This is a genomic window from Rhizobium sp. P1_E1 (genome assembly GCF_056406015.1).
Genome location: NZ_JBFUAY010000018.1, coordinates 39,126 through 59,598, shown reverse-complemented (window position 1 = coordinate 59,598; position 20,473 = coordinate 39,126). Strand labels below are relative to the sequence as shown.

The following is a 20,473-nucleotide window of genomic DNA, read 5'->3' as shown; positions in this document are numbered from 1 at the left end:
AGGATAGCCAATTCACACCTCGACGCTCCGTCATAAATCGAAGCCAACGCCAAGAGCTGCCGAATTTGAGCAGTATCCTTGGCTCTTCGCCAGCCCCCGCAGCGCCAGCCCGTGGTGATGGCGCTCCGCGTCGACCCACGCTTGGCAACCCTCAGACGCTGCTGAGGAGGAGACTGGTCTCGCTGTTTGCGACACCGTCGATCATGCGCACCTCGCGTAGAACCCGGTCGAAGTCGGCAAGGCTTGCGGCCCGGATATCGGCGACAAGGTCCCAGTTGCCGTTGGTCGTGTGCAGCGCTGAAATCTCCGTCAGGCCACGGAGCTTTCGTATGACCTGGGTCGTCGATTTGCCGACAACCTCGACCATCATCACGGCACGCACGGCGTTGACGTCGTAGTCCTCCCGCACCCGAACGGTGAAGCCGAGCAGCGTACCCGTCTCCATCAGGCGGTCCAGCCGGTTCTGAACTGTGCCGCGCGCGACACCGAGTGCATCGGAAAGCTTGCTCAAGGAAGCGCGCCCATCGGCGCGGAGGTGAGCGATAATCCGGCGATCCAGATCGTCGGGTGCGTATTTCGCGATGGTCATATTGCCTCCTTGCTAAATTCGCGCAAATGAACTGAACGAATTGCACAATTTACTGCCAGAATTAGCACAGATTTGAACTTTCGGCCAACATGCAGGACAGTTAGTCTTTCTCCTCGAGCATATGCAGGAGGAACTCAGCATGTCGTCGCCCCTTCCATCGGAAAAAGCTCTCGTACCCTTCGTCAGCGTCGAGAACATGATGCGTCTTGTCCACCACATCGGCATCGAAACCGTTTTGACCGAACTTACCGACGTCATCGAGGCGGATTTCCGCCGCTGGGGATCGTTCGACAAAACCCCGCGCGTTGCCTCTCACTCCGGCGAAGGTGTGATCGAGCTGATGCCGACTTCGGACGGCGAAATCTACAGCTTCAAATATGTAAACGGCCATCCGAAGAACATGGCGCAAGGCCTGCAAACCGTGACGGCTTTCGGCCTCCTGGCAGAAGTTTCGACCGGCTATCCGGTGCTGCTCACCGAAATGACCCTGCTGACAGCGCTGAGAACCGCCGCAACTTCAGCCATGGCCGCGCGGCACCTCGCACCCAAGGGTGCCCGCACGATGGCCATGATCGGCAATGGCGCCCAGGCGGAATTCCAGGCGCTTGCGATGAAAGCCGTTTGCGGCATCGATCACATCAGGCTCTACGACATCGATCCGCTGGCGACGGAAAAGATGGTCCGCAACCTTGCAGGCACGGGGCTGACGGTGACCGCCTGCAGCTCGTCCCAATCGGCTATCGAAAATGCCGATATCATTACGACCTGCACCGCCGACAAGCAGTACGCGACGATCCTGACCGACAACATGGTTGGCTCCGGCGTCCACATCAATGCCATCGGCGGCGACTGCCCGGGCAAGACCGAGCTGCATCGCGACATCCTGTTGCGCGCCGACACCTTTGTCGAATATCCGCCACAGACCCGCGTCGAGGGCGAGATCCAGCAGATGGATGCCGACTATCCTGTCACCGAATTCTGGCAGGTTGTGACGGGACAGGCGACCGGTCGCGGCGATGCCAGTCAAATCACCCTATTCGACAGCGTCGGTTTCGCGATCGAGGATTTTTCCGCTCTTCGTTATGTCCGTGACAGGCTCAGGGGGACCGGGCTTTACCAGGACCTCGATATCATCGCCGATCCGGACGATCCGCGCGACCTGTTCGGCATGTTGCAGCGAGCAAAGCAGGCATAGGAGCGCGACGATGCCAAGACACGTCACATATTCCGTCCAGGCGCCCTCTGCAGTCGTCATGGTCCGGCCGCACCACTTCACCGTGAATACCGAGACCGCCATCGACAACCTGTTCCAGTCCAGCCCGGATACGACGGAAGACCTTTCACTGGCGGCCTATGACGAAATCACCCGGGCGGCCGATGTGCTCAGAAGCCATGGCGTGAACGTGCATCTTTTCGACGACACCGGTACCGAGACACCGGATTCGGTCTTTCCCAACAACTGGTTTTCCACCCATGCCGGCGGTCATGTGGCGATCTATCCGATGAAGGCCGTCAGTCGCCGGCGCGAGCGGCGCAGTGACGTCATCGAAATGCTGAAGAGCCAGTATCGGGTGCAGGAGGTGATCGACTATTCCGGCCTCGAGCCGGACGGACTGTTTCTCGAGGGCACCGGCGCCATGGTTCTCGATCACATCGATCGGGTGGCCTATGCCGTCCGCTCCGACCGCACCGATCCAATCGCGCTGGAACGCTTCTCGACCCACTTCAACTTCGAGCCGATGGTATTCGACGCGCGGGATGGAAACGGCGTCGCCGTTTATCATACCAATGTCCTGATGTGCATCGCCACCGACTTCGCCATGATCGGACTGGAGATGATGACCGATGCAGCAAGACGGCGGGAGGTCGTCCTAAGACTGGAGCGCTCCGGCCGCAGCGTCATCGCACTCACCAACGATCAGATCGCCTCCTTCGCCGGCAACGCTCTCGAACTCCAGGGAAATGCGGGGCGTATCCTTGCGCTCTCGACCACGGCGTTTGCATCCCTGAGCCGAGATCAACGCAACACGATCGAAGAAAGCGCCGAACTGGTCGCGCTTGATATCCCGACCATCGAACGCGCCGGTGGATCGGTCCGCTGCACGCTCGCAGGCATCCATCTGACGCCGCGATGATTGCGTGCTGACGGTGGAATATTGCGACTGCCGTTTAACACTCTCGTGAAACTCAGCGAGGCATCTTGTATGAAGTCGACATCCTTCGATAATGGGCGCGCGGCCAAGTTTTTTTGACCTCGCAAATGGGGAGAAAAAAGTTGGGGGGAACAAGCATGGCCCAAACCAGCCGTCGACAAGAAGCCCGCAAAATTGCAAGCCTCGGCTTGGCGGCGTGGGTGCTGCTCCTACCGATCGCACTGGTCTCTTTGGGGATTTGGCAAACACAGCGTGCAGCCGAAACGCTTGAACATGCGCGCCGTTCTTCGGCGGAACTCTCGACGACCCTGGCTCAGGTGAAAAACATCGCGGCATCCGATCCAACAGCCATTCTGACCTTCCAGGGAGCGGGCGAGCCCACCTCCCTTGCCGCCCTGGTCGCCGTTTCGCAAATCGAGGCAGCCCTTTCTCAAGCCGACGAGGAGCTGGAAATCTCGCAGATCCGCCGGCCACTGGTTTGGGGAACGATCGGCGGAGCCGTACTTGCGTTTTTCGGCGGTGCGCTGGGACTGATGGCGGCCGGCAKTTCCGGGATCCGCGCGCGCGTCTCCCAACGCCAACTGATCGCGAGCTTTCAACGTCTGCGGTCGCTCCTTCCGTTCATTCTTGCGACCGTTGTGATTGGGTTTTCTATCGGCGTCATTTCGGCGGCCCTGTTCGAAGCAGTCAGCATGGGACTATGGGCAGATTTTACCACGGGCAGTGCCAAGCTTTTCGCGGTCGCCGTCGTCCTCGCCGTCATCGCAGCCTACAGCGCCTTCACGGCGCTGCGTGGCTTGAAAGATGTCTTTGCCCTGTTCACACCCGAACCGCTTGTCGCGGCGGGACGCGTCATCGAAGAAACGGAGGCTCCGGAACTTTGGCGTTTCGTCCGCAGCCTGGCCGGGCGGCAACACGCTTTGTTGCCCGACACGATCATCGTTGGCCTCGGCCAGGGCTTTTTCGTAACGGAGAGCCAGCTGCGTCTCTGGCCTGAGGACAGACTGGTGACCGGACGGTCGCTCTATCTGCCTGCGGCCTATCTTGATCTTCTCGACCAGGCCGAAATCGCGGCAATCATCGGCCATGAGCTCGCCCATTTTTCTGGCGAAGACACCACCTATAGCCAGCAATTCACGCCGATTTATGCAGGCCTCTGGCGTGCTCTTGCAGCTCTTGGACGCGCCGACGGTGGTCGCTTCGTCCTGTATCCGGCGGTGAAGCTCGGCTTTCACGCCATGCAGCGGTTCGATCATGCCGTCGCACACTGGAGCCGGCTGCGAGAATTCGATGCTGACCGTAGCGGCAGTCTGCTGGCGACGCCGGCAGACGCCGCCTCGGCTCTCATCCGCACGGGGATTATCGCTCCCGCCGTCGCCTATGTTCTTCAGCGCGCATATGCCGGACCGGATGATACCGGTTCCGATGATGCCTGGCCTGACCTCGTCGCGCAGACAACGGAACTGGTCACCACCAATGGATGGAGCGATCCGATGCCCCTTTTGGGAGATCGGCAACCGCATCCGACCGACAGCCATCCGCCGACGATCCAGCGGATATCGGCCCTCGGTGTGGAAATTGGCGATGACCTCCTGAGACGAGCGATGCGTCAGCCGGAGCCGGGAGCTCGCTCTTTTGCGGACGATCTGTTTTCGGATTGGGCCGGACTATGCCGTCTGTTGAGCAAGGATTTCATCGACGACGCGCGCATGATGCGTGACCGCCGTCGCGAAGTGCTTGAAAAGGTGGTTGCCGGGGCCTCACAGGAGACCGTCGTCTACGACAACGTCAAGCCGATGATCTGGACGATGGTGATCGTCGCCATGATTTTCGCCGGATTTGGCCTGACGGTCGTCTTTCTCAGCGGCCAATTGGGCCTCGGCTACGATGAATTCGCACAGTCACTGATCGCCGCGATCACCGCCTTCGGCGCTGTCACCTCCCTTCTCTACGCGGCCTTTCTGTATCGGAGCGCGGCACGACCGCTCATGGTGCTGACCCCGGATGCATTGCTCGCCTCCAGACTGGACAAGCCGGTTGCCTGGACGGATGTTGCGGGCTACGCGGTCTACGCATCGAGCCGTTTTGCCCTGCGCCTCTGGCTCAATCAGGATGCGCCAGTGCCAAAAAAACATTGGCGTGCGATCTATAGTAAAATCGACCGCCGGCAGCGCATCATCACGCTGGGTGCACTGGGGATTAAAGGGGTGAAGGCCGCCGACTTCAGCGCACTCGTCGGCCGGTATCACGAGGCCGCTTACGCCCGACAGGAGCTCGCCGCCGCTATGTTGCACCCGTCCCGCGATGCGTCCGCAGACGAGACAGCCGGAAAATACTGAGCAGCAATGAGCTCAACCGATGGCCGCTTCGCGCGAAGAGGGAATCGTTAAGCATTTCAGGTCGTCTAAGACCATTGCCGGGCCAGCATCGGACCTCGGTCCGATGTGCAATGTGCGATCACCGTCTAACCTCTCCTATCTGCTCAAGCCGTGTATCTGCGCGGCGCTTGATCTGATTTGGAGGAAAACAATGCGGATCGCAACCTTAGCGTCCCTGACCGCGCTCTCGCTGGCTCTTGCGGCGAGCCCGGCAACAATTGTCGGAATCGATATGACCGCACTGGCGAAGAACGGTGGAAACGGTGGAGGCAATGGTGGCGGCAATGGTGGCGGTCACGGCGGCGGCAGTGGAAACAGTGGCAACCATGGCAGCAACAGCCAGGGTGGCAGTTCAAACCACGGCAACTCCAAATCTCAAGGCGTGAAAGGCAAATCCACCGAGGCGTCAAGCAAGTCGAAGTCCGCGAAGGCAGACGAGACTAAAATCGGCACGAAAGAAAAAAACCTGTCGGCGCAGCTTGCGGGTCTGAACTCCTTGAAGCGGAACTATAAGGCACTGATGCATACGTCAGATCCACGCATGACCGCTATCGCGGCCTATGCCGTGGCTTATGCCCAATATGAACTCGACAATGGAATCGAGCCCGCAGCCGATGACCCTCTGTTGGGGGATCAGGCGCTGGAGGACGCATTGGCTTCAGCGACGAAAACCGGAGAAGTCAGCCCGGCGGTTTTGGACGAAGCCAAAACCATCTTGGGGGTTGGCGACGCAAACGGGAAGATCGATCAGATCCGCGCCTCTCTGGAGAACGCGGCGCCGGTGACATCAGACGAATAGCCGAGAATTCAGGTGCGAGCGGTGTGGAGCTGACAAGTATGGCTCCGCACTAAACTACGAAAGAGCATTTCCGTTTTGTTTGAGTACGGATATGCTCTTTTTTTGCAGACACAGAACCCTCTGTTGAAACTGCTCCAAGATGAATGCGCCTCTATCAGCCCAGTTCATCGAACAATTTCACGACGCCAAGTCATCATCGTTATTTCCTATTTATCAGAAGGCCGGGCGGGCAAACAGGTTCTCCTGTCGCTCATAGCCCAGATGCCGTCGACGCTGCGCTCGACCCAAAAGCGACACTCCCACTGAATCATGAGACCCTTCCCAAACTTCCGGCCCAAGCTTTAGCTCACCTTGCTGGATGTAGGATCATCCGGATTTAACGCGGGATGACCACAGTGGAGGTCAGCCGCCCATGCTTTAAGGCGAACGGTTTTTGCGGCGCGTTCTGCGATTTCGCTGGTCGTAATTTTCTCGAAAGTGCGCCTGGTCATCTCAAGCGGATCGCGGCCGGATATTTCGGCGCTTGATCGCGTTGAATTCCAATCCTTCGGTTAAGAGCCAAGTGAATTGTTGACGCAACGAATTATAATACTATTGAATCCGGAATAGAATGGATTGGAAAATGATGAATTATTCAGGTATTTTATAAATTTTATTTTCAACGGTTCGATAATTTCACTATTTTTCTTTATGCACACTTACTGATACTTACGTGAACGCATAAAGAACTTTCGAGCATTCCAGCTGTTGCGAGCAGTGTTTTCTAGGCTTCACGCCTGATTTGGAACGAAGGCGGATCAAAACGAGTTCCTAGAACAGCTGAGTTGAAACCGGTTTGGCTCTGCCTCGCCGGTCCCTATCCCCACGGCGGAACTCCTCGAATAGCGCCCCGGTCGCTCTCGATGCATCGGCGGGCGGCGTGATGCCACGTTCACCGCCCGCGGGCATCATTGCAAACTGAAGGTATCGTAACCACGTTAAAGCTGACGGCAGCCATGTCACGGGCGCTGCTGTTTGAGGGCAATTACCCTAGCCCCAGCAAGGAGGACGTCGTGTCTTCCACTCATTTGTCAGAAATTGATGATCCAACCGACATCGGCCTTATCAGGACAGTCCTTCGAAGTGCCGGCTTTCGGGGCAGCCACGCTGTTGCAGACTCCGAAGAAAAGCGTGCCGCGCTTACCTTTCTCAAATCGGAGTTTCGAAATGGCGTATCCTCGGAAAACGAATTGTTGTCGGCGCTGAAACGTCGAGACGATCTTTTACCGCCGGCACTTCGGCGAATGCAGGGGATATAGCAAACGACGTCGCGATCGCCTGAAAAACAGACAGTAGTGACATGACCCTGTCGTTTCCCAATGCGGCGCGCAGTTGCGACGAGACGAAACACGGCATCCGTTTTTGTAGTCCATGACAGCAAACCTCGAGGCGGAACCCCGTATTTGCAGGTGGCAGCACATTTCCAGCCGGTGCGACCGCTCGACCTTTCGTAAACAGGCTTGTGTAGGCGCCCGCAGCACTCATGAAGGCGCGTTTAAACTATCTCAGTTTCGATCTTCGGACTGTGCTATGATGAGCAATGGCAGAGTTCTCCGCACTTGAAGCAGCCACGCGACGGGTCACCGATGATCGAATCCAGATCGCGGTCCAGGAAGCCGAAATTGCCGGGGGCGTTCTCCGGGGCGAATCTACGTCTTTGGCTCGAGAAAAGCTCAAGAGCTGTTTGCAAAATCTTCGATTTCACATCTTTGCGCGTGACCTGATCCAAGCGAGGATAAGCGTAGATCATCACCTGCCGCCCATGTCGAGGACATGAGTTCCACGAAACTGCATTCAACGACGAGCAGTAAATTCATTGCGTTCCCGCCTTCCTTCCCCAGACTGGTGCTCCCCGATGATGACCGGTATTGAGCCGAAGGAGCTTCAGGCACGTTCCCTCGCCCATTTGGGGGAGAGGGTTGGTGTGACGCAGCTCTTGGGCTTCGACGGCGCGCGCAGGCTCATCCCTCCAGTTCGATGATCGCGCAGCCATAGCCTTTGAGATCGAGCCGGCCGGCAACGGGGTTTTCATCATTCAGGAGATCACGGCCAGCGGGAACGCCGCCGATGGCGGCCGGCTGGTCGGTGTAGTTCTGGATGAACAGCAGCCGACGGTCGTCATTCATCCGCATGGTCACCTCGACACCCTCGGGAAGCTCGCCGATCAGCGGCTCGATGCCGACGGGCGCAAATAGCCGCCCGGCAAGCGCTGCCGTCAGATCCGGCGTGAGATAGGTGCCGACATAGACCACCTGCCCTTTACCGACCTTGCGCGACGTCGCCATCGGCTGGCCCTCGGCATAGCGGTTCGACCAGGCCGCGACCACTTCGACATCGCCGTCGGTCGCAAGGTTTTCATAAAAATAGCCGGCAGCCAGTTCGCGGTTGCCAATCTTGAAGCGGCGCTCGCGCCGGTGCGATTCCGCCGGCTTGTTCGGAGGAATGACAAGCCCGCCCGAACGCTCCATCACATCGAACAGCCCGTTGGCGCCCGGAGCAGCAAGACGGCCGAAATCCTCGACGCGCACGCCTGTGAGCTGAGACAGCGAGGTGCCGGGCGCGGTCTCGCGGATGACGTGGTTGTCTTCGTTGCGCGTGCCGGTGCGCGCGCCGATGACGACAGTGCCGCCATGCTCGGCGAAGGATTTCAGCCTTTCTGTCCATTCGTCCTTCCACATCACCCAATGGGGGACATAGAGCAGCTTGAGCTTGGAAAGATCGTCCTCGGGATGAATGAAGCCGCAGGCAATGCCGCGGTCGTAGCAATATTGGTGCAGCAGGATCGCATCGTCCTGTGGGCTCGGCAGGCCGATTGGATAGGTCTTGTGAGCTTCCTGATTGTCGAAGTCGGATCCGGCGATGCCGACATCCATACGCACATAGGTGCCGAGGATCTTGGGCGCTAGCGCTGTCATCTCGGTTGCGAAGCGTTTCGCCTCGTCATAGCGATGGCGGGCGACGTCGTCGTGGTCGATGATGCCCATCCAATAGATCTCGGCGCCGAAATGCGCGGGGCGCCAGCGGAAGAACATCAACCCGTCAGCGCCATGGGCGACCGAGGAAAGCGCCATGCGGCGAAGCTCGCCCGGCTCCGGCGTCAGCGTGCAGAAGCCCGGCTGGCTGCCGAAGCCCGATTGCTGCTCGGGAACGATGTAGTTGCCGGAAAAACCGCGGCAGATATCGAGGTGCAGCGCTTGGACCTTGGCGTGGTTTCCGAGCCGTTGGAACTCGTCGTAGAGCATCGGATAGATATCGTAGCCGACGAAATCGAGATCGGTGGTGAACTGGCCGCGAAAGTCGATATCTCTGAGACCCCCGAGATTGTGGAAGACGAACCAGGAGGGTTTCACGGCGCGCAGGATCTCGACCTGGTCGTGCTGGAAGCGCGCCGTCGAAAAGGCCAGGAAACGGTGATAATCCTGGAGATGTCCGGGGCTCGGGAAGGTCGGGCCGAACTCGATCGGCAGCACCACCTGGTCGAAACTGTCATAGGCCGTCGCCCAGAAATCGCCGCCCCACGCCGTGTTGAGCTTGTCGATTTCGCCATATCTGCCGGCCAGAAAGGCCTGGAATTCGGTGAGCGTCGCCTTCGAAAAACTCTCCGGCATGCTGGTATTCAGCTCGTTGTCGGTCTGCCAACCGACGACAAAAGGATTGTCGCGATAGTGCTCGGCCATCGCTTTGGTGATGCGCCGGCTGTGTTCGCGAAAGACCGGGCTCGCCGTGTCGCAATGCTGCCGCGAGCCATGGCTCATCGGTCGGCCCTTGCCGTCGACCCTCAGAATCTCCGGGTGCGCCACGGTCAGCCAGCGCGGCGGCGTTGCCGTCGGCGTGCACATGATCGTGTCGATGCCATAGCGCCCGAGCATGGCGATGGCACGGTCGAACAGATCGAAATCGAAGGTGCCGAGTTTCGGCTCGAGAATATGCCAGGCGAATTCGGCCATTCTGACCACGTTGAAGCCGGCCTTCGCCATGCGCTCGGCATCGCGCTCCCAGTAGCTTTCATCGACGTGCTCGGGATAATGCGGGGCGCCGACGAGGAAGCGGTCGGTCTTGACGGAGTTCCATACGGAAAGGCTTGCGGTCTTGTCGGACACGGTGATGTTTCCTGTGATTATCTGTCGAGGATCGTCTTGCGGGCGCTGATCGTGCGTCCGCCGTCGGGCGAGAAGAGATAAAGTTCGCTGGCGTCGAGCTTCAGCGCCACGTTTTGGTCGGCGGTAACGGGCGCGACGTAGCTCAGCTGCACCGTGATGTTGCCGGTGCCGCTTTCCGAGGCGATGGTCCTGAGATTGCCGGCGTCGATATAGAGGATGGTTTCGCGCCCGAGATGCTCGACCAGTCGGACCGCACCGCTGATCGCCCCGCCTTGGGCAGCGTCGGCGACCACCGATATGTTTTCCGGCCTTACACCCAGCGTCAGGCTGGCGCCCTTCGGCAGCACCGGGGCCTCCGCCAATTCCACCGTCACCGGCACAAGGCCGGGTGCCGAAACCGTGATATTGCGGCCGGACACCTCATCGACGGTAACGCCGAGGAAGTTCATCCGCGGGGCACCGAGAAAGCCCGCGACGAAGAGGTTGTCAGGGTTGCGGTAGAGCTCGAGCGGTGAGCCCACCTGCTCGATTATCCCCTGGTTCAAGACGACGATCCGGCTCGCCATGGTCATAGCCTCCACCTGGTCGTGGGTGACGTAGACCATGGTGGCGCCGAGTTCGGCATGCAGGCTGCTGAGCTCGACGCGCATCTGGGTTCGAAGTGCTGCGTCGAGGTTCGACAGCGGCTCGTCGAAAAGGAAAACGTCGGGCGAACGGGTGATTGCCCGGCCGATCGCCACACGCTGCCGTTGGCCGCCGGAGAGCTGCTTCGGCCGCTTTTCCAGCTGGTCGGTGATCCTCAGGATCTTGGCGGCGCGGGCCACCGCCGCCTCGATCTCGGCCTTCGGGCGCTTGGCCATGCGCAAACCGAAGCCCATGTTCTCCGCCACCGTCATATGCGGATAGAGTGCGTAGGACTGGAAGACCATAGCGATGCCGCGGTCCCCAGGCTCCTGTTTGCTGACGTCGCGGCCGTTGATCAGGATCTGGCCGGAGGAGATCTCCTCCAGGCCGGCGATCGACTTCAAAAGCGTGGACTTGCCGCAGCCGGAGGGGCCGACCATGACGATGAACTCGCCTTGCGCTACGGAAAGATCGATGCCGCGCAGCGCATGATAGGCGCCGTAATTCTTGTTGATCTGTCGGAGTTCGAGACTGGTCATGCGTCCTGGCTCTCTGCTGTTGAAACTTGGAACGTTAGGAGATCGCTCATCCCTTCACCGCTCCCATCGTCAGGCCGGCGATGAAGTGGCGCTGCATCAGGAAGAACATGACGACGGGCGGCACGGCGACGACGATGGTGCCGGCGGAAATCAGGTTCCAGGCCGACACCCATTCGCCGCGAAGATTGGCAAGGCCGGCGGTAACAGGCTTGACGGAGTCGCTGACGGTCAGCACCACGGCCCAGAAATAATCGTTCCAGATGAAGGTGAAGATCAGGATGGCGAGCGCGGCAAGGGCCGGCCGCACCAAGGGGATCGCCACATGCACCAGCGTCTGGAAAGGAGAGGCCCCCTCGGCGCGGGCCGCCTGGAACAGTTCATCGGGAAGTGCGGCAATGAAATTGCGCATGAACAGCGTTGCAAAGCCGGTCTGGAAGGCGACGTGGAAGATGATCAGCGCCGCCGTGGTGTCGATCAGGTCGAGCCGGACCATCAGGTCGCGTACCGGGATCATCATGATCTGGTGCGGCAGGAAATTGCCGCCGACGAACAGCGCGAAGATCAGCATGTTGCCGGGAAAGCGGTAGCGCGACAACACATAGCCGGCGAGCGTGCTCAGCACCAGGACGCCGATCACCGAGGGAATGGTGATCGTCAGGCTGTTGAGGAAGTAGCGGGCCATCGGTGTCTGCGTGAAGACAGCCGTGTAATTGTCGACCACGCCGATGCCGGTCGGCCATCCCCACAGATTGCCGCCCATGACATCCTCTGTCGAACGGAACGAGGTGAGGATGATCGCAAACAGCGGGCAGAGCCAGAGCAGAAGGACGATGACGACAGCGAGCACATAGAGGCGGCGCTGCCAGACGTCGGCTTCGGGAATGGGACGAGGATACATCAGCCTCCCCTTTCTTCTGTATGGATGATGCGGCTGAGGTACCAGACGATGAAGGCGGCCATGATCACAAACAGCACGGAGGCGATCGCCGCGCCGTAACCGAAGCGGTAGGAGAAGATCGACTGTTCGAACATCTGGTAGGCGAGAACCGAGGACGAACCGAAAGGGCCGCCATTCGTCATAACCGATACCATATCGAAGGACCTGAGTGCCCCGACCACGGTGACGGCAATGGCGATGAAGGTGACCTGGGTCAGCTGCGGCAGCACGATGTGCCACAACATGTTCCAGCCCCTCGCCCCATCGACGCGCCCGGCACCGATCAGCTCTTCGCTGAGATTGTTGAGCCCGGCGAGATAAAGCACCATGCAGAAGGTGATCTGCGGCCAGAGTGCTGCAATCACGATGGCGAAAGTGACGAAATGCTCGTCGGAGAGAACCGCCGGAGCCGTCGCCCCGAACGCCCTGAAGATCAGCGCGAGCAACCCGAACTCCGGCGTATAGACCCAGGTGAACACCACGCCGACCGTCACCGAGGCGAGCACCAGCGGGATGAAGAACAGCGACTTCAGGAAGCGCATGCCGCGAATTTTCTGGTTGACCAGCAGCGCGATGGCGAGCCCGATCGGCGGTGCCGCCATGAACATTACCAGCCAGATCAGGTTGTTCTTCAGCGACACGTAGAATTGCGGATCGTTGTAAAGCTCGACGTAGTTGCCGAAGCCGATCCAGACCATCGGGCCGAAGCCGTCCCAGTCGTGCAGGCTGATCCAGAGGCTCCTGACGGCCGATAGCAGGATGACGGTGAAGAACAGCAATATCGCCGGCGCGATGAGTAAAGTCGGGGTGAGCCACCAGCGCTGGCGGCGCCATAACATCAACATCTCAAGAACCTCATTAATACAGGAGCAGACTCATGCGTGCTCCGGGAGCAGAGGCGCACCTCTCCCAAGGTGCGGAGGCAAACAGCCTCTACACCTTGGGAACAGCGGTTCGCCGCCGCCCCTGGGAGAGCTGCTAGATCTTGTAGATGCGCTTGCGCGTGCCCTCGAGGCGCGTCAGGATAGCCTTGCGTCGGTCGGGTTTGGCCATGAACTCCTGGAAGCCGACGAGGCCGGCCTGCGCCATATCGGGGTCGCTGTCGCGGTCGTAATATTGCGACGTGCCCTGCACCGTCTTCATCGTCTCGACAGCGACGTTGACCAGCGGGTCTTTGCTTGGCGGCAGGTCGTGGCGCGGCGGCACGTTGCCGCCCGGCTCCAGATAGGCCGCCAGGTTCTCGGGCTTGTAGAAGTAGGCGAGGAATTCGCGCGCGCCCTGCTTGTTCTTGGCCTTGGCGGGAATGTGGATCGAGTTGACCGAGAATTCCTCGTAGTGGCCGACCTTGGCGTCGAGCGCCGGGAAGGTCGCGTAGGAGAGCTGCGGTAGATCTTCGGCGGTGAAAGCCGAGCGCAGGAAAGCGCCGAGATTCATCATGCCGGCCTTCTTCTGCGCCAAGAGCGCCGCGGCCTCCTGCCAGCCGAAGGACGTGTGGTTCTCCGTGAAGAACCCCTTCGAAATCATCGCCGCCCACTGGTCGAAAACCGCTGTCAGCGCGGGATCGAGATAGCTCATCTCGCCGTTCATCAGCGCCATATGCTTGTCGAGGCCATTGATGCGAAGGTTCATCTGGTCGAACCAGCCGGCCGCCGGCCATAATTCCTTGGTGCCGATCGCAACCGGCGTGATGCCCGCGGCCTTGCACTTGTCGCCATAGGCCATGAACTCTTCGGCCGTCTTCGGCACGGTCAGGCCATGCTGCTCGAACACATCCTTGCGATAGAACATGCCCCAGAGCGTGCCTCCGGTGGGAAGGCCATACTGCTTGCCTCCGTCGGTGACGGCCCCTGCCGTCGCGCCGAGCACGTCCTTATATTTCTCTTTCTCGAAAAGGTCGGAGATGTCGTCGAACAGGCCGCGCTTGACGAAGGCGCGCATGCGGTTGCCCGAAAACCAGGAGCAGACGTCGGGCGCGCCGGCGACGAGATAGTTGCGAATGGCCGTCTTGTGGGCCTCGTGGTCCATATTGTTGATGACGACGTTGACGCCGGCTTCCTTGCTGAAGCCCGCGGCAATCGCCTTCAGCGCATCGAGTGCGGCACCATTGTTTTCGGCGGAGATCATCGTGACCTCCTGGGCCTGCGCGATCGCCGGGATCGGAAAGCTGCCGGTGACCGCTGCRGCGGAAACCAGCCCCGCGCCCTTCAGGAAGCGTCTGCGGGTGGTCGTCGGAAATTGCTTCAAAAATGTCATTGAATTCCTCCCAGTTGATCGATCAACATCTCCCGACCGTCGCCTCCTCCATGAAACGACCGACCAGGCATTCAACGCTGCGATCCGCTCGGCGATTCCAGCGATAATCCGTCTGGCTGAGTTGATCCGCGGCCGAACTTATGCATAGATCTTTGCAGCCCGCAATAATTAATTTACAAAATTAAGGAATGCATCGTGAAGTTAAAAGGCGACCAGACCACGGCGAGAGCCATGAACCGACGCCTCATCCTCAACCTTCTCCGGCGCGAGGGGCCGAGGAGCCGCGCCGACATCGCGACGGTGATTGGTTTAAGTCCTGCCGCCGTCACCTTCGTCGTCGCCGACCTTCTGGAGGAAGGCATCGTCATCGAAGGGAAGACCGTGCCCGGCCTCACCGGCCGCCGCCCGATCCCGGTGGATATCAACTACGAGCACGCACTCGCCGTTGGCTTCAAACTGATGGTCGACTCGGTGGAGTGCGTGGCAACCGACCTTGCCACCAACCCCGTCGCCGCCATGCGAGTAAACCTCGACGGCCACGACCCCGATAAGGTCGCCGACCTGCTGGCGGGCACCGTTCCCGAACTGGTGAAGCTCGCCGGCCGGCCAGATGCGAAGCTCGCCGGCATCGGCATCTCCATGCCCGGTGTCATCAATCACGAACAGACGGCCTGCGTGCGCAGCCACCGCTTCAGCTGGAACAACGTCCCCCTCGCCTCGCTCGTCGCCAGCCGTGTCCATGTACCGGTCTGGCTGGAGGACGACACCAACGCTTATGCCATTGCCCAGCAGCTCTTCGGGCTCGGCCGCCAGCATCGCAACATGGCCGTCCTCGCCGTCGGCGTCGGCATCAGCTGCGCGCTTGTCATCGACGGTAAGCTCTACCGCGGCGCAAACGGCGCGGCCGGCAAGTTCGGCCACACCCTCTACGAGGAGAATGGCCGGCTCTGCGAATGCGGCAAGCGCGGCTGCCTGATGGCCTATCACTCCGAAGCATCGATGCTGAGACGCTGGCGGGAAGCGACCGGCCGCGAGGAACTGGGATTGCCAGAACTGTCGGCTGCGCTCGCATCAGGCGACGCCGTCGCCCTCGCCCTCGTCGCCGATTCCGGCCGCGGCATCGGAACCGCCCTTGCTAATCTCGTCAACATCACCGATCCCGAAGTTATCGTCGCCGGCGGCGAAGCCGTCTCCCTCGGCGACCCTTTCCTGACGCCACTGCGTGAAGCCCTCGCCGCCCGGACCTTCCGAACCGCCCCGCCCCTCCTGCCTGACTGGGAGGACAATTCCTGGGCTCGGGGTGCCGCTGCGCTGGTGACTCAGAAAATATTCGACTTCGAATCCTCCGGCGGCATCACGGATATTGCCAACCTCGCCGGCGTCAGACCCGTAGACTCGTCGTCAGCGGCGTAGTGATACACTGGATTACAAAAATGGGGGGTTTTCAGACACATCCCTGGTTCAATCCTCAGGTGAAATCCGGACACGACCCAATGGTCGAGATTGGTTTAAATCCAGGAAGGATGACCACATGAAAATGATCCAGGCTATCGCGCTCGCCTTTGTTCTCGGCGGCGCAGCAACAGCACATGCAGAACAGCCGCTGCAGCGCACCGATCTCATCAGGAACGATATCGACGTGCCCGGCCACGAGGCCATTCAGGTCCGCGTCGATTTCGCGCCGGGCGTTCTCGCCCCCCATCACTCGCATCCCGGCGAGGAGATCGCCTTCGTCATTGAGGGAACGCTGGAATACCAGCTCGAAGGCAGACAGCCGGTTACCCTTAAAGCCGGCCAATCCCTCTTCATTCCATCAGGCGTTGTTCACTCGGCGAAGAACGTCGGCAGCGGCAAGGCTTCGGAATTGGCAACCTATATCGTCCGCAAGGGAGAGACGCTCGTCGTGCCTGCGAAGTGAGTCAGTTGTAGAAACCCGCGTCTGGATAGGGAGCCGCCGCTGCACGAAGCGCTCGCCCCCGAACCTTCAGGACCGCGCCGCTTGCGTGGGAGCGCCGTTTCGCCCTTGCGGTCGCTTTCCATTCACGGCAGCATGGCCATACGGATTGATGGAATTCGTGTCCCCAGTCATCTGACCTCTCACACTCAGGAGGATTACCATGGCAACGCTGGAGCAGCCGTCCTTTGTCGTCCATTGGAGCGAGATCGAACGGCCGGACGACTCACACTATGACGATGACGACGAACTGATGAGCATTGGTGCACCTTTCGGACGATATTTCGGCCTGACGAAATTGGGCATTCATCACGAGCGATTGCCTCCTGGCCGGCGCACCTCCTTTCCGCATGCCGAGAGCGCCGAGGAAGAATTCGTCTACGTTCTCGAAGGCGAGCCCGACGTCTGGCTCGACGGCCATCTCCGCCGACTGAAACAGGGCGACGCCGTCGGATTTCCGGCCGGCACCGGGATCGCCCATAGTTTCCTCAACAATACGCAAGCCGAGGTGCATCTCCTCGTCGTCGGCGAGCGCCACAAGGCCGAGAACCGCATTTTCTATCCGCTCCACCCTCACCGCCGACCGCTGCACGATGATTGGTGGGATGGCCATCCCACCCACGCCCTCGGTCCCCACGACGGAATGCCGGACCTGGTGCGGGAAGCAAAGGGTGGCGGAAACAGCGAATAGATCRGCCGGGGTGATTGCGTGTCGCAATGTCGGCGTCGCGCAAAGCGGAGACCAACGCCTGCTTGGAGCTTCGACGGGTCATTGCGGTGCCTCCGTCTGAATTCAGCGGGTAGATGGTGATCTCGCGAGAAATGCCGCGATCACCACCATCGCAGTTTGCCACGGCCGACGAAAACGGGTGAGCGAAATTGTCGAAGCCAGCACCTGCCGCCGGCAGACCTGGTCGGGGGCCATAGCCATAAGAGCAACTCTTGCGCTTTCCCGACATTGAGCGAGCGAGGGCCCAGCCGTCACAACGGATCGCTGATACCGATCAAAGAGAACTTGTCGAACCATAATGGATGGTATTCAGTCCGAAGCCCCGGCGCAACCATGGCAAAACGGCATCGAGCTGTCACGGCAGATGGCTGACTCAAGATGAGGGGCAATCCGCCGCGCCTAAGATTGCTCGCTTTCGCRGTATGCCGACAGCAGTCATTGCGATCGCGGCGATAAACCACACACATAGCAATCGATCGGAGCCCAAATGTCCACCGCCGCTTTGCCTGAACCGCCATACTATATGGTCAGTTTTTCCTCTCAACGAACAAAGCTCGACAACGGCTATGGCGAGATGGGTTATGCGATGACGGAACTTGCAAAACAGCAGCCAGGTTATCTCGGCTTCGAAAGTGCTCGCGGGGCAGACGGTTTCGGCATACTCATCTCCTATTGGAAGGATGAGGATAGCATTCGAGCCTGGAAATCAGTCGTCGATCACATTCAGGCGCAAAATCGCGGTCGGTCAGATTGGTATACTCGGTACGAAATCCGTGTTGCGCTCGTCACGCGAGCCTATGGATTCAATATTGAAGAGACATGAGTTGACTCGTTGAAGAATCTTGCCCCCTAAAACGGTATCCTCTGTAAAGCGACGGACAAGCCTACCGCGCAAACCTGCGGGCGCCGGCAACGCAGAGGATGACGGCAACCGTCACGGCGAGCATGGCCCAGGTCACGGGCTCGTGCAGCAGGGTTGCGGCGAGCGCCAGCCCGAAGAACGGCTGGAGCAGCTGCAGTTGGCCGACGGCGGCGATGCCGCCCTGCGATAGGCCGCGATACCAGAAGATGAAGCCGATCAGCATGGAAAACAGCGAGACATAGGCAAGGCCCAGCAGCGCCGGCACTTCGATGCCAGAGAAGGTCTCCGGCCTATGGAAAAGCGCGACCGCGACCGTCACCGGCAACGACAGCACGAGCGCCCAGGAAATCACCTGCCACCCGCCGAGCGTGCGCGAAAGCCTGCCGCCTTCGGCATAGCCGAGGCCGCAGACGACGACTGCCGCCAGCATCAGGAGATCGCCGACCGGCGAGGCCGTCAGCCCCTGCGTCAGTGCGAATCCCGCCACCAGCGCACTGCCGAGAACCGAAAAGAGCCAGAATGCCGGCTTCGGCCGTTCTCCGCCACGGACCACGCCGAAGATCGCCGTTGCGAGCGGCAACAGGCCGATGAAGACGATCGAATGGGCTGACGTGACATGCTGCAGCGCCAGCGCCGTTAGCAGGGGGAAGCCGACAACGACGCCCAGCGCCACGACGGCAAGGGAGAGGATGTCACGCCGGCTCGGTCGCTTCTCTCCGAAAGCGATCAGCAGGCCAAGGGCGAGAATGCCGGCGATCGCCGCGCGCGCTACGGTGAGAAAGACCGGATCGAACTGCATCACCGCCACGCGCGTCGCCGGCAGCGATCCGCTGAAGATCACCACCCCGATAAAACCATTGATCCATCCCGATGCCATGCGGTCCATCTCGCGCTCCATGATGCACTGCACTCCTTCATTCTCTCGCTCTTATCGGCCAACACGGATGGTTATGACAGTCACAGTCTGATACAATTTCGCGAAACTGTAATGGTGCGAAAAGCAATACGGATGAACGAAGGACGCACGCGTGTGGAGATGGTCGCCGCGACGATCAGGCAGCGCATCGCCGGGCGCAGCCTGACGCCGGGCGCAAAGCTACCCTCTGTGCGGGGGCTGGCGGCGACGTTGAAGCTGTCAACATCGACAGTCGTCGACGCTTATGAGCGGTTGGTCGCCGAAGGCGCGATCCTGGCAAGACCAGGCTCGGGATTCTACGTCGCCAACCAGGCAGCGCCCTTTGCGCTTGCCGAGACCGGACCGAAGCTCGACCGCGCGGTGGATCCGTTCTGGATATCGCGGCAATCGCTGGAGGCAGCCGAAGCCGACCTGAAGCCCGGCTGCGGCTGGCTGCCGCCCTCCTGGCTACCGGGGGACGGCATGCGCCGCGGGCTCAGAACGCTTGCCCGCGCCGACGGGCCGGCGCTCGCCGATTACGGCTCGCCGCTCGGCTTGCCGCAACTGCGCCAGCTGATTTCCCGCCGCCTGGGCGAACGGGGGATCGAAGCCTCCCCGGACCAAATCATGCTGGCCGATTCCGGCACGCAGGCAATCGATCTGCTCTGCCGTTTCCTGCTGGAACCCGGCGACACGGTGCTGGTCGACGATCCCTGCTATTTCAATTTCCATGCGCTCCTGCGCGCCCATCGGGCAAAGATCGTTGGTGTGCCCTACACGCCGTCCGGTCCCGATATCGAAGCCTTTGCGCAAGTCGTCGCCGATGAGCGTCCGCGGCTCTACATCACCAACTCCGCCATCCACAATCCCACAGGCGCGACGTTGTCTCCTGTTACCGCCCACCGCGTTCTAAAACTCGCCGACCAGTTCGACCTGACCATCATCGAGGACGATATCTTCGCCGATTTCGAATATACGCCGGCTCCCCGCCTTACCGCCTTCGACGGGCTCGAGCGGGTTATCCACATCGGCAGCTTCTCGAAGACCCTGTCGGCCTCGGCCCGCTGCGGCTTCGTCGTGGCGAAACCGGAATGGATCGACGGCCTGACAGACCTCAAGATCGCCACCTCCTTCGGCGGCGGCCGGCTGACGGCGGAACTGGTGCTGAACGTCTTGAGCGACGGCAGCTATCGCAAACACATGGAGACGCTGAGACACCGGCTCTCCCGAGCGATGAGCGAGGTCTCGGCCCGGCTGAAGAATCTCGGCATAACGCCCTGGCTGGAGCCCCAGGCTGGAATGTTCCTCTGGTGCCGGCTACCCGACGGCATCGATGCGGCTGATGTGGCGCGGGCCGCACTGGAAAGGAGGATCGTTTTGGCGCCCGGAAATGCATTCAGCCTGTCGCAATCGGCAACGAATTTCATGCGCTTCAACGTGTCGCAAACGCTCGACCCGCGCGTCCTCGAGGCGCTCCGCGACTTCTTGGCGAAAGAGAGGCATTAGGCACAAGGGTGCTCTTCGGCGGCAACAGTCCTCGTACTAGTGGTCATCCGCGTAAGACGCGGGGAACACAGCCGCCTGCCCGCTATGCCACATACATATATTCATTTTTCTTTAA

The 20,473-nt window shown here is 60.3% G+C and carries 18 protein-coding genes; 10 read left to right on the top strand and 8 right to left on the bottom strand.

Annotated elements, in window-relative coordinates:
• Positions 1 to 151: 151 nt before the first annotated feature.
• On the bottom strand, positions 152 to 589 hold the full coding sequence (locus tag AC1D1Z_RS09930; RefSeq protein ID WP_018242678.1) for an Lrp/AsnC family transcriptional regulator: 438 nt from the start codon (positions 587 to 589) through the stop codon (positions 152 to 154).
• Between the two features lie 139 nt (positions 590 to 728).
• On the opposite strand from AC1D1Z_RS09930, the gene AC1D1Z_RS09925 reads away from it, so the two are divergent.
• The 5 genes from AC1D1Z_RS09925 (at position 729) to AC1D1Z_RS09905 (ending at position 7,217) form a co-directional block, all read left to right on the top strand.
• Positions 729 to 1,784: an ornithine cyclodeaminase gene (locus tag AC1D1Z_RS09925; RefSeq protein WP_130652682.1), complete on the top strand. Its 1,056-nt coding sequence runs from the start codon at positions 729 to 731 to the stop codon at positions 1,782 to 1,784.
• Between the two features lie 10 nt (positions 1,785 to 1,794).
• Positions 1,795 to 2,724: a citrulline utilization hydrolase CtlX gene (gene ctlX / locus AC1D1Z_RS09920; RefSeq protein ID WP_130652683.1), complete on the top strand. Its 930-nt coding sequence runs from the start codon at positions 1,795 to 1,797 to the stop codon at positions 2,722 to 2,724.
• 155 nt (positions 2,725 to 2,879) lie between these two features.
• Positions 2,880 to 5,081: a M48 family metallopeptidase gene (locus AC1D1Z_RS09915; protein ID WP_477850360.1), complete on the top strand. Its 2,202-nt coding sequence runs from the start codon at positions 2,880 to 2,882 to the stop codon at positions 5,079 to 5,081.
• A gap of 190 nt (positions 5,082 to 5,271) precedes the next feature.
• Complete coding sequence (locus tag AC1D1Z_RS09910; RefSeq protein WP_130652685.1) at positions 5,272 to 5,919, top strand: hypothetical protein; 648 nt, start codon at positions 5,272 to 5,274, stop codon at positions 5,917 to 5,919.
• Positions 5,920 to 6,971: 1,052 nt separating this feature from the next.
• The gene (locus AC1D1Z_RS09905; RefSeq protein ID WP_155256924.1) at positions 6,972 to 7,217 is read left to right on the top strand and encodes a hypothetical protein; all 246 of its coding nucleotides are present in this window, start codon (positions 6,972 to 6,974) and stop codon (positions 7,215 to 7,217) included.
• Between the two features lie 269 nt (positions 7,218 to 7,486).
• On the opposite strand, the gene AC1D1Z_RS09900 is transcribed toward AC1D1Z_RS09905, so the two are convergent.
• From AC1D1Z_RS09900 to AC1D1Z_RS09875, 6 genes are all read right to left on the bottom strand, one after another.
• Positions 7,487 to 7,708 carry a hypothetical protein gene (locus tag AC1D1Z_RS09900; protein WP_018446301.1) on the bottom strand — a complete coding sequence of 74 codons (222 nt, stop codon included), beginning with the start codon at positions 7,706 to 7,708 and terminating at the stop codon, positions 7,487 to 7,489.
• A 211-nt stretch (positions 7,709 to 7,919) separates the two neighbouring features.
• Positions 7,920 to 10,058, bottom strand: coding sequence for a beta-galactosidase (locus tag AC1D1Z_RS09895; protein ID WP_130652686.1), 2,139 nt, complete (start codon positions 10,056 to 10,058; stop codon positions 7,920 to 7,922).
• 17 nt (positions 10,059 to 10,075) lie between these two features.
• Positions 10,076 to 11,221, bottom strand: coding sequence for an ABC transporter ATP-binding protein (locus tag AC1D1Z_RS09890; protein ID WP_130652687.1), 1,146 nt, complete (start codon positions 11,219 to 11,221; stop codon positions 10,076 to 10,078).
• Positions 11,222 to 11,267: 46 nt separating this feature from the next.
• Complete coding sequence (locus AC1D1Z_RS09885) at positions 11,268 to 12,119, bottom strand: carbohydrate ABC transporter permease (protein ID WP_115157262.1); 852 nt, start codon at positions 12,117 to 12,119, stop codon at positions 11,268 to 11,270.
• The gene (locus tag AC1D1Z_RS09880; RefSeq protein WP_018242688.1) at positions 12,119 to 13,003 is read right to left on the bottom strand and encodes a carbohydrate ABC transporter permease; all 885 of its coding nucleotides are present in this window, start codon (positions 13,001 to 13,003) and stop codon (positions 12,119 to 12,121) included. The genes AC1D1Z_RS09885 and AC1D1Z_RS09880 overlap by 1 nt, the downstream gene beginning before the upstream one ends.
• A 133-nt stretch (positions 13,004 to 13,136) precedes the next feature.
• Positions 13,137 to 14,411 (bottom strand): ABC transporter substrate-binding protein, encoded by a 1,275-nt coding sequence (locus AC1D1Z_RS09875; protein WP_130652688.1) that lies wholly within the window; start codon positions 14,409 to 14,411, stop codon positions 13,137 to 13,139.
• Positions 14,412 to 14,606: 195 nt separating this feature from the next.
• Here AC1D1Z_RS09875 and AC1D1Z_RS09870 point away from each other — a divergent pair, with 195 nt between their 5' ends.
• The 4 genes from AC1D1Z_RS09870 (at position 14,607) to AC1D1Z_RS09855 (ending at position 17,918) form a co-directional block, all read left to right on the top strand.
• Complete coding sequence (locus AC1D1Z_RS09870; RefSeq protein ID WP_113544272.1) at positions 14,607 to 15,824, top strand: ROK family protein; 1,218 nt, start codon at positions 14,607 to 14,609, stop codon at positions 15,822 to 15,824.
• Between the two features lie 118 nt (positions 15,825 to 15,942).
• On the top strand, positions 15,943 to 16,329 hold the full coding sequence (locus AC1D1Z_RS09865) for a cupin domain-containing protein (protein WP_028732752.1): 387 nt from the start codon (positions 15,943 to 15,945) through the stop codon (positions 16,327 to 16,329).
• A 199-nt stretch (positions 16,330 to 16,528) separates the two neighbouring features.
• On the top strand, positions 16,529 to 17,056 hold the full coding sequence (locus tag AC1D1Z_RS09860) for a cupin domain-containing protein (RefSeq protein WP_130652689.1): 528 nt from the start codon (positions 16,529 to 16,531) through the stop codon (positions 17,054 to 17,056).
• A gap of 526 nt (positions 17,057 to 17,582) precedes the next feature.
• A complete protein-coding gene (locus AC1D1Z_RS09855) occupies positions 17,583 to 17,918 on the top strand; it encodes an antibiotic biosynthesis monooxygenase family protein (protein ID WP_018242693.1) in 336 nt (111 codons plus the stop codon).
• A 61-nt stretch (positions 17,919 to 17,979) separates the two neighbouring features.
• On the opposite strand, the gene AC1D1Z_RS09850 is transcribed toward AC1D1Z_RS09855, so the two are convergent.
• Positions 17,980 to 18,843, bottom strand: coding sequence for a DMT family transporter (locus AC1D1Z_RS09850; protein WP_130653547.1), 864 nt, complete (start codon positions 18,841 to 18,843; stop codon positions 17,980 to 17,982).
• 102 nt (positions 18,844 to 18,945) lie between these two features.
• Between AC1D1Z_RS09850 and AC1D1Z_RS09845 the strand changes: the two genes are divergently transcribed.
• Positions 18,946 to 20,358 (top strand): aminotransferase-like domain-containing protein, encoded by a 1,413-nt coding sequence (locus tag AC1D1Z_RS09845; protein ID WP_130652690.1) that lies wholly within the window; start codon positions 18,946 to 18,948, stop codon positions 20,356 to 20,358.
• Positions 20,359 to 20,473: the final 115 nt, after the last annotated feature.